The sequence below is a fragment of the Streptomyces sp. CC208A genome, from assembly GCF_030010625.1.
Lineage (GTDB): Bacteria > Actinomycetota > Actinomycetes > Streptomycetales > Streptomycetaceae > Streptomyces.
Genome location: NZ_JASCXN010000011.1, coordinates 144,620 through 157,529, shown reverse-complemented (window position 1 = coordinate 157,529; position 12,910 = coordinate 144,620). Strand labels below are relative to the sequence as shown.

At 73.3% G+C, this 12,910-nt stretch carries 10 protein-coding genes; 3 read left to right on the top strand and 7 right to left on the bottom strand.

Annotated features, from left to right (window positions below; all coding sequences use genetic code 11):
- Positions 1 to 17 precede the first annotated feature (17 nt).
- Positions 18 to 1,601, top strand: coding sequence for a M23 family metallopeptidase (locus QK442_RS15030; protein ID WP_282694424.1), 1,584 nt, complete (start codon positions 18 to 20; stop codon positions 1,599 to 1,601).
- 69 nt (positions 1,602 to 1,670) lie between these two features.
- On the opposite strand, the gene pcrA is transcribed toward QK442_RS15030, so the two are convergent.
- Positions 1,671 to 4,139: a DNA helicase PcrA gene (gene pcrA / locus QK442_RS15025; RefSeq protein ID WP_282694423.1), complete on the bottom strand. Its 2,469-nt coding sequence runs from the start codon at positions 4,137 to 4,139 to the stop codon at positions 1,671 to 1,673.
- A gap of 124 nt (positions 4,140 to 4,263) precedes the next feature.
- Complete coding sequence (locus QK442_RS15020; RefSeq protein WP_282694422.1) at positions 4,264 to 4,617, bottom strand: hypothetical protein; 354 nt, start codon at positions 4,615 to 4,617, stop codon at positions 4,264 to 4,266.
- A 344-nt stretch (positions 4,618 to 4,961) separates the two neighbouring features.
- Between QK442_RS15020 and QK442_RS15015 the strand changes: the two genes are divergently transcribed.
- Positions 4,962 to 6,110 (top strand): C40 family peptidase, encoded by a 1,149-nt coding sequence (locus QK442_RS15015; protein ID WP_282694421.1) that lies wholly within the window; start codon positions 4,962 to 4,964, stop codon positions 6,108 to 6,110.
- 35 nt (positions 6,111 to 6,145) lie between these two features.
- On the opposite strand, the gene QK442_RS15010 is transcribed toward QK442_RS15015, so the two are convergent.
- Positions 6,146 to 6,877, bottom strand: coding sequence for a response regulator transcription factor (locus QK442_RS15010; protein WP_282694420.1), 732 nt, complete (start codon positions 6,875 to 6,877; stop codon positions 6,146 to 6,148).
- On the bottom strand, positions 6,874 to 8,139 hold the full coding sequence (locus tag QK442_RS15005; protein WP_282694419.1) for an ATP-binding protein: 1,266 nt from the start codon (positions 8,137 to 8,139) through the stop codon (positions 6,874 to 6,876). Before QK442_RS15005 ends, QK442_RS15010 begins: the two co-directional genes overlap by 4 nt.
- Before the next feature lie 157 nt (positions 8,140 to 8,296).
- On the opposite strand from QK442_RS15005, the gene QK442_RS15000 reads away from it, so the two are divergent.
- Positions 8,297 to 9,661: a PspC domain-containing protein gene (locus tag QK442_RS15000; RefSeq protein WP_282694418.1), complete on the top strand. Its 1,365-nt coding sequence runs from the start codon at positions 8,297 to 8,299 to the stop codon at positions 9,659 to 9,661.
- Between the two features lie 156 nt (positions 9,662 to 9,817).
- On the opposite strand, the gene QK442_RS14995 is transcribed toward QK442_RS15000, so the two are convergent.
- The 3 genes from QK442_RS14995 to QK442_RS14985 form a co-directional block, all read right to left on the bottom strand.
- Positions 9,818 to 10,333 carry a DoxX family protein gene (locus QK442_RS14995; protein ID WP_282694417.1) on the bottom strand — a complete coding sequence of 172 codons (516 nt, stop codon included), beginning with the start codon at positions 10,331 to 10,333 and terminating at the stop codon, positions 9,818 to 9,820.
- Positions 10,334 to 10,423: 90 nt separating this feature from the next.
- Positions 10,424 to 11,671, bottom strand: coding sequence for a hypothetical protein (locus QK442_RS14990; RefSeq protein WP_282694416.1), 1,248 nt, complete (start codon positions 11,669 to 11,671; stop codon positions 10,424 to 10,426).
- A gap of 144 nt (positions 11,672 to 11,815) precedes the next feature.
- Positions 11,816 to 12,622 carry a class II aldolase/adducin family protein gene (locus tag QK442_RS14985; RefSeq protein WP_282694415.1) on the bottom strand — a complete coding sequence of 269 codons (807 nt, stop codon included), beginning with the start codon at positions 12,620 to 12,622 and terminating at the stop codon, positions 11,816 to 11,818.
- Positions 12,623 to 12,910: the final 288 nt, after the last annotated feature.

The following is a 12,910-nucleotide window of genomic DNA, read 5'->3' as shown; positions in this document are numbered from 1 at the left end:
AGGCGAGAGAGACGTTGGTGAACGACCAGCACCCCCACGCCGGGTACGCCGGAGACGGCGCCCACCTCACCGGCAGCTTCGCCACCGACCCGCTCTTCGGGACCTGGTCCGACGCCGGCCAGACCGGCCACAGCGGCCAGTGGGACCTCGGCCAGTACGCCGCCACCGGTACGTACGACACGACCGGCACGTACGACACCACCGGTACCGGTACCGGTACGTACGACACGACCGCCTGGACCACCACCACGGGAAGCCACGACACGACGGGCCAGTGGGACACCACCGGCCAGTGGGCCGGCGCCGCCGTGACGGACCCCTACGCGACGGGCACGACGTACGAGCAGCCCGCGCAGTACGACACCACCGGGCAGTGGGACGCCTCCGCCTGGACCGAGGCCCAGCACACCGGCCAGTACGAGACCCTGCACTCCGGCGCCTACGCGGCGCAGGGCGCGTACGGCCACGAGGCGTACGACGTGACCGGCCAGTGGGCCGCCCCCGCCTTCGCGACCGACACCGGCGCCTACGACGCCGCTGCCTGGAACCAGGCCCCCGACCCGGTCGAGCCGGTCGTCCCCCACCAGTACACCCCGCAGCACGAACTCGCCGACCAGACCGCCGAGTTCGAGTTCGCCTACGAGCCGGATCCGGAAGTGGCGCACGAGGCCACCGAGGACGACTCCCCCGAAGGCCCCGCCGCGGAAACCGACTCCGGTGCCGACCTCGGCACCGGCCCCGGCACCGACTTCGACCTCGACGAGGCCGACGCCCCCGCCCCCGCCGCCGAGGTCCGCACCGACGCCGCCGCCCGCCCCGCACGCCGCTCCTCCGGCGGCAGCCGCGCCCGGCGCCGTACCCCCGCCAAGCGCTCCGCCCTGCTGACCGTCGCCGTCCCCTCCGCCTGTGTCATGGGCGTCGCCGGCATCGCCGCCGCCTCCGTCAGCGGGCTCACCGGCTCCGGCCCCGAGGGCCAGAAGAAGCAGGACACCACCGCGCTCGCGGCCGCCGCCGACCCGGCCTCGGTGAAGCAGCTCGCCGCCAACAGCGTGGTGGACAGCCGGTTCGACGCCCTTGAGGCCGGTGCCCTCGACTTCGGCGACCGCGCCAGCCGCACCCAGGAGCGCATCGACCTCAAGGCGCGCCAGGCCGCCGAGAAGAAGAAGCGCGAGGAGGAGGCGGCCCGCCGCGAGGCGATGCGCCCCAAGTTCATGCTGCCGGTGAAGCTGCACCAGCTCAGCGCCCGCTTCGGCCAGTCCGGCGTCAACTGGATGTCGGTGCACACCGGCATCGACTTCCCCGTGCAGTACGGCACCCCCGTCATGGCCGCGACCGACGGCACCGTCCGCACCCAGTGGAACCCCGCCTACGGCAACATGGCGATCGTGACCGCCGCCGACGGCACCGAGACCTGGTACTGCCACCTCAGCAGCACCAAGATCCGCTGGGGTCAGGTCAAGGCCGGCGACGTCATCGCCTACTCGGGCAACTCCGGCAACTCCACCGGCCCGCACCTCCACTTCGAGGTCCGGCCCGGCGGCGGCTCCGCGATCGACCCGCTGGCCTGGCTCCGCAACCGCGGCCTCGACCCGACGAGCTGACACCCCGTACGTACGGGCGAGGGCCCGGTCCGTCGGACGGACCGGGCCCTCGCGCGTACGAGTGCTCTCCTACAACTTCTCGACCGGCGCGTACCGCAGCAGCAGCCGCTTCGGCTTCTCGTCGCCGAAGTCGATCGTCGCCTGCGCGTCCGAGCCCGAGCCCGTCACCGCCAGGACCGTGCCCAGGCCGAACTGGTCGTGGGTGACCCGGTCGCCGACCGCCAGCGAGACCACCGGCTTGTCCGTGCCCGCGCGGCGGGTCGCGAAGCCGGACGGGCCCGAGCGGGCGCGGGACGAGGAGAGCGAGGACGACAGCGAGGAGGCGATCCCGGAGACCGGCCCCGCGGGCTTCGCCACCGGCCCCGTCCGCTTCCACTCCAGGTACGCCGGCGGAATCTCCTCCAGGAAGCGCGAGGCCGGGTTGTACGAGGGCTGGCCCCAGGCGCTGCGCATCGACGAGCGGGTGAGGTAGAGCCGCTCGCGGGCGCGGGTGATGCCCACGTACGCCAGGCGCCGCTCCTCCTCCAGCTCCTTGGTCTGGCCGAGCGCCCGCATGTGCGGGAAGACGCCGTCCTCCATGCCGGTGAGGAAGACCACCGGGAACTCCAGGCCCTTGGCGGTGTGCAGGGTCATCAGCGTGATGACGCCGGTACCCTCCTCGTCCTCGTCCGGGATCTGGTCGGAGTCCGCGACCAGCGCGACCTTCTCCAGGAACTCGGCGAGCGTGCCCGCCCCTTGCTCCTCGCCGCGCTCCTTCTCGAACTCCAGGGCCACGGCGGCGAGTTCCTGGAGGTTCTCGATACGGGTCTCGTCCTGCGGGTCGGTGGAGGCCTGGAGCTCGGCGAGATAGCCCGTCCGCTCCAGGACGGCCTCCAGGACGACGGCCGGGCCCGCGCCGGACTCGGCGATGGTGCGCAGCTCGTCCATGAGCGTGTTGAACCGCTTCACGGCGTTGGCCGAGCGGGCGGCCATGCCGTAGGCCTCGTCGACCCGCTTGAGTGCCTGCGGGAAGGTGATCCGCTCGCGCAGCGCCAGGGCGTCGATCATCGCCTCGGCGCGCTCGCCGATGCCGCGCTTGGGCACGTTGAGGATCCGGCGCAGCGGCACGTTGTCCTCGGGGTTGGCGAGGACGCGCAGGTAGGCGAGGACGTCCCGGACCTCCTTGCGCTCGTAGAAGCGCACGCCGCCGACGACCTTGTAGGGCAGGCCGACGCGGATGAAGATCTCCTCGAAGACGCGGGACTGGGCGTTGGTCCGGTAGAAGACGGCGACGTCTCCGGCCTTGGCCTCGCCCGCGTCGGTGAGCCGGTCGATCTCGTCGGCGACGAACTGGGCCTCGTCGTGCTCGGTGTCCGCGACGTAGCCGGTGATCTGGGCGCCGGCGCCGGCGTCGGTCCACAGGTTCTTGGGGCGGCGCGACTCGTTGCGCTCGATGACCGCGTTGGCGGCCGAGAGGATCGTCTGGGTGGAGCGGTAGTTCTGCTCCAGGAGGATCGTCGTCGCGTCCGGGTAGTCCTCCTCGAACTGGAGGATGTTGCGGATGGTCGCGCCGCGGAAGGCGTAGATCGACTGGTCGGCGTCGCCGACGACGCACAGCTCGGCCGGACCGAGGTCCTCGTAGCCGGTGCCGACCAGCTCGCGCACGAGGGTGTACTGGGCGTGGTTGGTGTCCTGGTACTCGTCGACGAGGACGTGGCGGAAGCGGCGGCGGTAGTGCTCGGCGACGTCCGGGAACGCCTGGAGCAGGTGGACCGTCGTCATGATGATGTCGTCGAAGTCCAGCGCGTTGGCCTCGCGGAGCCGCGCCTGGTACATCCGGTACGCCTCGGCCAAGGTCTTTTCAAAACCGTCGGCGGCCTGGTCGGCGAAGCTCTCCTCGTCGATCAGCTCGTTCTTCAGGTTGGAGATCTTGGCGCTGAAGGACTTCGGCGGGAACTTCTTCGGGTCGAGGTCCAGGTCGCGGCAGACCAGCGCCATCAGGCGCTTGGAGTCGGCGGCGTCGTAGATCGAGAAGGAGGACGTGAAGCCGAGCCGCTTGGACTCCCGGCGCAGGATGCGGACGCAGGCGCTGTGGAAGGTGGAGACCCACATCGCGTTGGCCCGGGGGCCGACCAGCTGCTCGACGCGCTCCTTCATCTCGCCGGCGGCCTTGTTGGTGAAGGTGATCGCCAGTATCTGGCCGGGGTGCACGTGCCGCGTGGCCAGGAGGTGGGCGATGCGGTGGGTGAGGACCCGCGTCTTGCCGGAGCCGGCGCCGGCCACGATGAGCAGGGGGGAACCGGTGTGGACGACGGCGGCGCGCTGCTGCTCGTTCAGCCCGTCGAGGAGGGCGGCCGGGTCCACGGCGGGGCGGTGGGCGCCGTCGCGGTAGTACGGGTCACGGGGCGGGGGCGCGTCGAAGTGCTCCCCGAACAGGTCGTGCGGGATCTCCTCCGCGGCCGGGGCGCCGTACTCGTCGTCCTCGGGCGGGGGCGGGACGTCCTCCGGGGAGTGGGACTGGAGGCCGGCCAGGAAACTGTCGTCAAAGAGGCTGCTCATCGCCTCACGAGTCTAGGACGCCGGGCCGACAAGCGGGTCCGCCTTCGGCGTGCTCCCGGTGTGAGCACGCCCACCGGGAGGGGCCGGCGCCCCGGCCGGGGCTCGGCCCCGGGGGGCTGGGGAATCAGACCCAGAGGGTGGCGATGAAGATGTTCGCCGTGGTCAGGCCGCCGACGGCACCGAAGAGGCCCTTGTCGACGGTCTCCTCGTCCCGCTTGACGTAGACGATCGCGAGGATCGCCACGAGGATCGCCAGCTTGATGCCGACCTTGAGGTTGTTGACGGTCTGGTCGTCGGCCTGGTTGAGACCGACGAGCGCGACGCCGGTGACCAGCATGGTCAGCGCGCCGTGCAGCATCGCCGGGACGAAGCGGGCCGTGCCGGCTCCCATCGCCTTCATCTGGGTGAGGAATCCGCCCAGGAGGGAGGCGATGCCGATGATGTGCAGGGCGACGAAGACATTGATGAGGACGTCCATGGGGCGGAGCCTAACCGGGCCCCTAGCACCGCTCCCCAGCCGGGTCCACCCACTCCCCCGCTTCGGTCGCCCTCCCCGCCGAAACCTTCGCCGACCGCCCGGTGGGCGACAGGGAACGGTCCCGGAAGGTCATCCGGTGTCAATAGCGGTCAACCCGGCGCCGGGGCGTGACCGCCGGGTCTAGCGTCCTGCCCCAGGTGGTCGGCTCCCCACCCCGCCGGACCACCCGGCGGTGCCGGCCGTCCCCGCCGGAGAACCCCGGCGGCGGCCCGTCTCCCCTGTGCGGTCCGCCGCCGGCCCCGGCCGGCACCGTCCCCCACAGGGAGAGGATGTGACCCGCCCTCGTGGCAGCTCACCGAAAACCCAGGCCGGCGCCGCTCGGCCGCCACGCGGCCCGCACCGCCGCCACGCTCGCCCTGGCCTCCGCCGCCACCACGACCCTCCTCGAAGGCTCCGGGCACGCCGATCCGGCCCGCCCCGGCCGCACCGCCGCCCAGGTCAGGGCCGAGGTCGACAAGCTGTACGAGGAGGCCGAGGCCGCCACCGAGCGGTACAACGGCGCGAAGGAACAGGCCGACGCCGCCCGCACCGCCTACGACCGGCTCCGCGACGAGGCCGCCCGCCGCACCGAGCGCCTCAACACCGCCCGCCGGAGCCTCGGGGCCGTCGCCGCCGCGCAGTACCGCTCCGGCGGACTCGACCCGGCCGTCCAGCTCGCCCTCACCTCGGACCCCGACCAGTACCTGGAACGGGCCGCCCTCGCCGAGAAGGCCGGTGACCGGCAGGCCGCCACCGTCACCGCCGTACGCCGCGAACTCGCCGCCCTCGCCCAGCTGCGCGCCGAATCCACCGGCCGGCTCACCGCCCTGCGCGGCCACGAGGCCGAGCTTCGGCGCCAGAAGGCCGCCGTCCTCGGCAAGCTCGCCGCCGCGCGCGACCTCCTCGCCCGGCTCACCGCCGAGGAGCGGGCCCGCTATGAGGCCGCCGTCGCCGCCCGCTCCGTCACGCCACCCACGACCGGCGCCACGGCACGCCCCGGTGCCCCCGGCGCCAGCGCCTCCGGGACCGGCGCGGCCGCCGCGGGCGGCACCACGGCCCGGGCGGACCGCTCCTCCGGCGAACGGGGTCCGGTGACCGCCCCCACCAGCCGTGCCTCGGCGGCCATCTCCTTCGCCCGGGCGCAGCTCGGCAAGCCGTACGTCTGGGGCGCCACCGGCCCCTCGGCCTACGACTGCTCGGGCCTCACCCAGGCCGCCTGGCGCGCCGCCGGGGTGTCCCTGCCGCGCACCACCTACACCCAGATCAACGCCGGCCGCCGGGTCTCCCGCGCGGAGCTGGCCCCGGGCGACCTGGTCTTCTTCTACTCCGGCATCAGCCACGTGGGCCTCTACATCGGCGGCGGCCAGATGATCCACGCGCCCCGGCCGGGTGCCCCGGTCCGGATCGCGCCGATCGACGAGATGCCCTTCGCGGGCGCCACCCGCGTCGCCTGAGCCCCGGGGCTCGGGGCCTCGGGGCGGGCCCGGGGTCAGACCAGCCGGCGGGCGGTGGCCCAGCGGGTCAGCTCGTGCCGGTTGGAGAGCTGGAGCTTGCGGAGCACCGCGGAGACGTGCGACTCGACGGTCTTCACCGAGATGTAGAGCTGCTTGGCGACCTCCTTGTACGCGTAGCCGCGGGCGATCAGCCGCAGCACCTCCCGCTCCCGCTGGGTCAGCCGGTCCAGGTCCTCGTCCACCGGGGGCGCGTCGGTGGAGGCGAAGGCGTCGAGGACGAAGCCGGCGAGCCGCGGGGAGAAGACGGCGTCGCCCTCCTGGACCCGGAAGATCGAGTCCACCAGGTCGTCACCGGTGATCGTCTTGGTGACGTAGCCCCGGGCACCGCCCCGGATCACGCCGATCACGTCCTCCGCCGCGTCCGAGACGGAGAGCGCGAGGAAGCGCACCGGGTGCTCGGCGGCCGCCATCAGCCCGGCGCAGCGGCGCAGCACCTCGACCCCGCCGCCGCCGGGCAGATGGACGTCGAGGAGGACGACCTCCGGTCTGGTCGCGGTGATCACGGTGACGGCCTGGTCGACGTCGGCGGCCTCGCCCACGACCTCGACCCCGGTGATCTCGGTCCGGCCGATCTCCGCCTGCACACCCGTACGGAACATGCGGTGGTCGTCGACGAGGACGACCCGCACCCGGCGCCCGGCACCGCCCGCCGTGCCCGGACCCGTCTCCCCGCCGCCCCCGGCCGTCGCTCCGGTCTCGTCGCTCATCCGTCCGCCCTCTCCATCTCCAGCTCGACCTCCGTGCCCCCGCCCGGCACGGCCCGCAGCCGGGCCGTGCCGCCGTTGCGCTGCATGCGGCCGATGATCGATTCCCGTACGCCCATTCTGTCCTCGGGGACCTCGTCCAGGTCGAAGCCCGGCCCCCGGTCGCGGACCGAGACGAACACCGTGCGGCCCTCCACCTCGGCGTACACCTGCACCGCCCCGCCCTCGCCACCGTACTTGGCGGCGTTGACCATCGCCTCGCGCGCGGCCTGCATCTGCGCGACCAGTTTCTCGTCGAGCGGGCAGTCGCCGACGACGACCACCTCCAGCGGTACGCCGTGCTTGTCCTCGACCTCGGCGGCGGCCCGCTTCACGGCCTCCGCGAGGGTCTCCGGCTCCTCGTCCCTGCCGGTGCCCTCCGGCTTGTACAGCCAGTTCCGCAGCTCCCGCTCCTGGGCGCGGGCGAGCCTGCGGACCTCGCCGGCGTCGTCGGCGTTGCGCTGGATCAGGGTGAGGGTGTGCAGGACGGAGTCGTGGACGTGGGCGGCGACCTCGGCCCTCTCCTGGGCCCGGATGCGCAGGGTCCGCTCCGCGCTGAGGTCCTGCGACATGCGGATCAGCCAGGGGCCGGCGAGCAGCGCTATGCCGGTGAGGACGGCGACGGCGGCGGTCAGCGCGGTGCCGATCTGGGCGACGGAGCCGCGCACGACCACGAAGACGGCGAGACCGGTGCCGACCAGGGCCACGCCGACGAGCCCCCGCAGGAGGTGGAAGCCGCGCCCGTGTCTGACCGCACGGCCGGTCCAGGTGTCGCGGCGGGCGTTGTCGGCCTGCCGCCACACCAGGACGACACCGACGCCGATGAGCAGCGTCGGCCACACGTACCGGCCCGTCTCCCCGTCCATCCGCAGGTTCGCCATGAAGACGGACGCGCCGATCGCGAGGGCTATGAGGGCGAGTATCTGGTTGCGGTCGGGTTTCCGCAGCCGGCGTCTGCCGTCCGCGGTGGTCTCGAAGACGGGGCGGGGGGTCTCCCGGCCGCCGACGCCGAGCGGGACGACGATCCAGAAGACCGCGTAGAGCAGCAGCCCGAGTCCTTCGGTGAGGACGAGCACCGCGAAGACGGCGCGCACCCATACGACGGGCAGGCCGAGGTGTCCGGCGAGACCGCGGGCGACACCACCGAGCCACCGCCCGTCGGCGCTCCGGTAGAGCCTGCGCACGGGCGGTTCGTCGAGGTCGGTGACGTGAGCGGTTGCGGACATGCACCGATCGTCACACGTCCGGCCCTCGCGGGGCATCAGGGTCGGCCCTGAGATCGACCCCGGGATCGCCTCGGGGTCGACACGCCGTCGAATATCAGGGTCGCGCCAGGGTCGTTCCCGGTGCCGTCCGAGGGTCACGGTCCGTCAGCATGGACGCATGACGAGTTCGACGCCTTCGCAGCACACGCAGCACGAGGCCCCGCCGGCGGCCGAGGCCGCCTCCACAGCTCCCCTGCGCCGCTCGCGCACGAGCAAGGTGGTCGGCGGGGTCTGCGGCGGTCTCGGCCGGCACTTCGACCTGGATCCGGTGATCTTCCGGATCGTGGTGGGGGTGCTGGCGGTGACCGGTGGCATCGGTCTGATCTTCTACGGATTCGCCTGGCTGCTGATACCGCTCGTGGGCGAGGAGGAGAGCGAGGGCCGGCGGCTGCTGACCGGCCGGGTGTCCGGTGCCTCGCTCGCGGCGATACTGATGGCGCTGGTCGGCTGCGGGATCTTCCTGTCGATGCTGCGCACGGGCTCGCTGCTGGGCTTCGCGGTGATGCTGGCGCTGGTGACGGCGGCGGCCGCGTACTGGTCGCAGCGGCGGCGCACGGCAGAGGAGGGGGAGGCCGAGGGCGATGCTGCGGCAAGGCCGAAGACCTCGCCCGGCCGCGTCCCGGTGCCGCCTGAGGCGAAGGCACCGCCGCTGACGTTCATCGAGATGGGCTCGTGGTGGCGCGATCCGATCGTGAAGGACGGTTCGACGGGCAAGGTGGCCATCGGCTACCTGTGGGGCCCGCACGGCATCGTCGACGAGCGGGGCCGGGTCGATGGCGAGGTGCCGAGACCGGGCAGCCAGTGGGGGCCGCCGGCCGATCCGGGCCGTCCGAAGCCGTCGGTGCGGCGCAGCCCGTACTCGATCGCCGGTCTCGTCACTCTCCTGGCAGCGGCCGCCGCGATCACGGGCACCGCCCTGACCTGGGAGTCGCAGCCGCTGGGCACCAGTCTGGCGACGGGTTTCGCGGCCGCGCTCGCGGTCTTCGGTCTGGGGCTCGTCGTCAGCAGTTTCCTGGGCCGCACCGGCTTCGGCACGATCGTGCAGGTGGTGGTGACGGCGGCGCTGCTGGCCGGGGCGGTCGCCCTGCCGGACCGGATCACCACGGACTGGACGCGCCGGACGTGGACGCCGCCCACGGTGGCCGCCGTGCAGGCGCGGTACGACCTGGGGTCGGGTGTGGGGACGCTGGATCTGTCCCGGCTGGCGGTGCCGGAAGGGACGACGGTGTCCACGGCCGTCGACGTGGGCGCGGGCAAGCTGAAGGTGGTCGTGCCGGAGGACGTGGTGGTGAAGCTCCACGCCCAGGTGGGTCTCGGTGATCTGCGGCTGCCCGGCGAGGCGCCCGACGACATCGACGTCGAACCGGGCCGCGACGAGACGCGGACGCTGAACCCGCCCACCGGGACGGACCCGGCAGGGACGCTGGACCTCTCGCTGGAGGTCGGTCTTGGACAGTTGGAGGTCACCCGTGCTGCTTCATGAGTTCCGTCCGGGCCGGCTGGTCGTCGGCGTGGCCGCCCTCGGCCTGGCCTGGGCCTACGGGGGCGACCTCGCCGGCTGGTGGACAGTGCCGTGGTGGCTGGCGGTCCCGGTGATGTGCGGCGGTCTCGGGGTGGCCGGCCTGGTGACCTGGGTGGCCTACGGCATACGGCGGCGTTCGGCGAGGAGCCGGTCGACGGAGAGCACCGGGGCCCCGGCGAGCAGCAGCGGCAGCCAGGCCATGAGATAGGCGAGGTCGTTGCCGAGGTAGTACGGGTTCACCTGCCAGCTCACGGTGAGCCAGAGGCTCAGCGAGATCAGGGCGCCGCCGAGGGCCGCCAGCCGGGCGTAGAGGCCGAGGAGGGTGCCGAGGCCGACGGCGATCTCTCCGAAGGCGATGGCGTAGCCGAAGCCGGTGGGGCTGTGGAGGGCGAGGTCGACGAGGCCGGGGATCGCCGCGGTGTCGCGGACGCCGCGCATGGTCTCGCCGATGGAGCCGGTGCCGGTGTCGGCGAGGAAGGCCGGATCGGTGAGCTTGTCGAGGCCGGCGTAGACGAAGGTGACGCCGAGGAAGATCCGGAGCGGGAGGAGGGCGTAGCGGGAGGCGGTGGCCTTCCAGGTGTCCATGCGGTCCCTCAGGGTGGTCCCGCCGGGGCGGTCCGTGTACTCGCTCATGATCGGTCACCTCTCCACGCCCCGTACGACTGTTCGCGGATCGATTGTCTCCGCTTGTCCCGTGAGGGGATACAGGGCGGGGCCGGATGCTCAGTCGACGACGTCGATCGTGACCCGGTTGGTCTCGATTCCGGCGGCGGTGACGACGGAGACCTCGACGCGGCCGGGCTCGACGTCGGCGGGGAGGGAGACGGTGAGGACGGTGTTGGTGGGGTTGGCGAAGCCACCGGGGACCGGAACCAGGGGCACATGGGCGTGGACCGGGCCGATGCGGACGACGAGCCGGGTGAGCGGGTCGGGGGCGGCGGCGCCGGGCGGGACGAAGCCGTGGCCGCGGATCTCGATGTCGTCGCCGGTGCGGATGGGGGCGTCGAGGTCGCCGGCCTCGCGGGCGCGGACCACGGAGTGGACGGCGGGCCGGTTGCCCTCGGTGCAGGTGGCGGCGAGGTGCCAGGCGGCGGAGACGGCGACGAGGAGGGCGAGGGACCAGGGCAGTTCGGGGAGGCGGCCGGGTTCGGTGGCGAGCCGGACGGCGGAGTGGGCGAGGACCGCGCCGGAGACGAGGACGTACTGGACGTCGGCGAGGTCGGCGCGGCCGTTGTCGTCGCAGAGGAGGTCGGCGGCGCGGGGCCGGTCGGCGCGGACCTTCTGGAGCCGCTGGGCGGCGATCCGGACGGAGACGACGAACCGGGAGGCGACGGCGACGCCGGAGACGAGGGCGAGGACGGTGACGAGGCCTGCGGCGGCGGAGAGGCCGAAAGGGGTGGTGGCGAGCGAGCGGGAGGTGAGGAAGAGGAGGGCGTAGCAGAGGAAGAGGAGCCAGGCGGCGACGGCGCGGGTGGTGGAGAGCCGGTTGTCCTCGCCGGTGAGCGGGGCGAGGAGGCCGCCGCGGGCGCGGTGGGCGTGGGCGGCGGCGGTGAGCGGGGCGGCGAGGAGGAGGGCGGTGCAGAGGCCGGCGGTGCGGGTGGCGGTCCAGCCGGTGCCGAGGGCGGTGAGGGCCTGGCCGAGGAGGAGGGCGAGGACGGCGGCCCAGACGACGGCGATGCTGCCGGTGCGGACGCGGGCGAGCCAGGCGAGTCCGGCTTCCCGGCCGTGGGCGGTGACGGCGCGGGCCGACTGGGCGAGTTCGTCGGAGACCCACTGGCGGGCGGCGACCGGGGAGTGGGCGACGGCGGCGGGGACGCCGTGGCCGGCGGCGAGTTCCTCGCGGCGGGCGAGGAAGGCGGCGACGGCCCGGCGGTGGCCGTTCTCGCCGCAGTGGGCGCAGCCCGCGCAGGCCGTCGGATGGTCGTCGGCCGCGTGGCGCCCCTCGTATCGTCTCGCCTCTTGAATCGCCACGGCGCCGCCACCTCCCGAGCTCAACTTGCGCTTTATTCCTCGGAATTGTGCCGCACCGAGGGGGCTCGTGAGGGCCGCGTGCGCCCCGCCCGAGGGTGATTGGCGTGCCGTCCCATTGACGTACAGAAAGGTGAGGCGATGGTGTTACGACAGGAGTTCGGGCTCCGCTCGGCTGATTCTGCGCCACAAGGGCTGGTAGTTGATCCAGGCGACGAGGTCGCTGCCGAGCTGTTCGCGGGTGGCGACGGCGTCCTTGTGGTCGATGAGGACGGGTTTGCCGGCGGCGCGGGCGGAGAGCTGGATGCGGGCGCAGCGGTCCATGGCGATGAACCACCAGGCGGCGGCGTCGACGGAGGAGCCGACGGTGAGCAGGCCGTGGTTGCGCAGCACGATGCCCTTGAAGGGGCCGAGGGCGACGGCGATCCGGCGGGCCTCCTCGGTGTCGACGGTGACGCCGGTGTAGGCGTCGTAGAGGGCGTGGTCCTGGTAGAAGGCGCAGGCTTCCTGGGTGAGGGGGTCGAGGAGTTCGCCGAGGGCGGCCAGGGCGCGGCCGTGGGTGGAGTGGGTGTGGGCGACGGCGACGGCGTCCGGGCGGGCGCGGTGGACCTGGGCGTGGACGGTGAAGGCGGCCTGGTTGACGTGCTGGTCGCCGAGGACGACCTGGCCCTCGCCGTTGGCGAGGACGAGGTCGCTCGCGGTCAGGTCGCCGAAAGGGGCGCCGAAGGGGTTCACCCAGTAGCAGTCGTCGTACTCGGGGTCGCGGACGGTGATGTGGCCGGAGACGCCCTCCTCGTACCCGAGCCGTCCGAAGAGGCGGAGCGCGCCGGCGAGCCGCTGCTTGCGGTGGGCGCGTTCCTCCTCGGCCGTCGCGTGGACGGGCGGCATGGCGAAGTGGAGCCGGTCCACGGGGACGGGGACGGGGACGGGTACGGGGGCCGGTGTCTCGGTCATGCGCGGGAAGGTAATGCCCGGCCGGTCAAGTCACCAGAGGCCGGACGGGACCGGAAAGCGACGGGGCCGGAAACAACAGCCCCGGAGTCAGCGGCTCCGGAAGCGATGAGGCCGGAAGCAGCGGTCCCGGAGGCCGCGGCTCCGGAAGCGATGAGGCCGGAAGCAGCGGTCCCGGAGGCCGCGGCTCCGGAAGCGGCGAGGCCGGAAGCAGCGGTCCCGGAGGCCGCGGCTCCGGAAGCGGCGAGGCCGCCGCCCGCGGGGTGCGGGGGCGGCGGCCTCGGGTGCGTG